The sequence below is a fragment of the Pseudomonas marginalis genome (assembly GCF_001645105.1).
Classification (GTDB): Bacteria; Pseudomonadota; Gammaproteobacteria; order Pseudomonadales; family Pseudomonadaceae; genus Aquipseudomonas; species Aquipseudomonas petroselini.
Window position 1 is genome coordinate 1 of record NZ_LKEG01000017.1, and the last position, 1,060, is coordinate 1,060.

A 1,060-nucleotide genomic window follows, 5' to 3' on the forward strand; every position below is an offset into this window, starting at 1 on the left:
GAGAGAGCATTGGTTCCAAAGAGACATGGGCGCAACGACCAATGTCCTTGTGGAAGCGGCTCAAAATACAAGAGGTGCTGCCTGTAAAAGCGCTCATTGGCTGCCTAAAGCACGCGGAGCGCGCCGGCCCTCTGGGGCCAAAGGCCTGAGGATGAAAGCCCATAGGGCCAAAACCTGGTGCAGTCAGGGATTGGTCACGCCAGTCAGCCCCCAAAGGGGGCAACCCCAAAACGGTAGGGATGTGAATAGCCATCGACTACGAAACAGGGCGGTCATCAACACCTGATGCAATAAAGATCGTTTCGCCCGCTCTCATCAACATGCTCGACATACAATCTCCGGATCCTTTAGTCATAGGCCGATCATAGGATGCACGCCTTTATTGCAGCAGGTTCGGGGATAGATGATGCTGAGCACTAGAAAGTCGAAGGTATTGGCGGAGGCTTGCACGTCCATTATCCCGCTGGAAAGTTGCTAGTACATAACGCGAATTCACGGTTGTCATCACCCAAAATCGCCCTTCACGTTCGACCTTCAGCACGTCAGAAGTCCTGATCAGGTGACCATCGCCAAACCGACCGTACTGGTCTTTGCGCTTGTGGCCAAAAACAACACCGATACCTGCGCGCGACCTAATCGAAACACCGCAGAGATAAGCGGTAACCGGCACATCAAAGCCTTGCTCCTGGGCTTTAATGATTCGTTTGAGATCGAAATCTGTATGGCGCTTTCCGTGGAAATTTACATCTATCGTGTCGAGCATCACTGCCCTCCGGCTGCGTTCTGTATGGAGATATCAGGAATTGCACACGCAACCAGGCGCGTTGGTATCGTGCAAGATTGTTGGTAATTTTCAGACTGATCGAATCATGGTTTCGAGAAAAATTGGCCGGCAGTTCTGCAGTGACTGAATTTGAAAACCTGGTCGGTGTGAGTTGTGGTAAACAGCCCCACTGTCCACCTCGATCAGGCTGACCTCAAAGTCGCAATTATCATCACCAACAGTCACCTTAACGACGCGTTCCATACCCCAGCCATCGCAGTTATTCATCCAAGGGGG

The 1,060-nt window shown here is 51.8% G+C and carries 2 protein-coding genes and 1 pseudogene; 1 reads left to right on the plus strand and 2 read right to left on the minus strand.

All coding sequences use genetic code 11. The annotated features are described in order from the left end of the window. Nucleotides 1-9: 9 nt before the first annotated feature. Nucleotides 10-87 (plus strand): SEC-C metal-binding domain-containing protein, encoded by a 78-nt coding sequence (locus tag AO064_RS31615; RefSeq protein ID WP_156521562.1) that lies wholly within the window; start codon nt 10-12, stop codon nt 85-87. A 292-nt stretch (nt 88-379) separates the two neighbouring features. On the opposite strand, the gene AO064_RS02080 is transcribed toward AO064_RS31615, so the two are convergent. Both AO064_RS02080 and AO064_RS31040 read right to left on the minus strand, forming a co-directional pair. Beyond that, nucleotides 380-763 carry a hypothetical protein gene (locus AO064_RS02080; protein WP_064052241.1) on the minus strand — a complete coding sequence of 128 codons (384 nt, stop codon included), beginning with the start codon at nt 761-763 and terminating at the stop codon, nt 380-382. Nucleotides 764-853: 90 nt separating this feature from the next. After that, nucleotides 854-1,060 (minus strand): annotated as a pseudogene (locus tag AO064_RS31040) (hypothetical protein); the annotation flags it as partial.

What these genes read in the sequence shown, in the direction of transcription:
- AO064_RS02080 (WP_064052241.1), bottom strand. Translation starts at nt 763, where the DNA reads ATGCTCGACACGATAGATGTAAATTTCCACGGAAAGCGCCATACAGAT.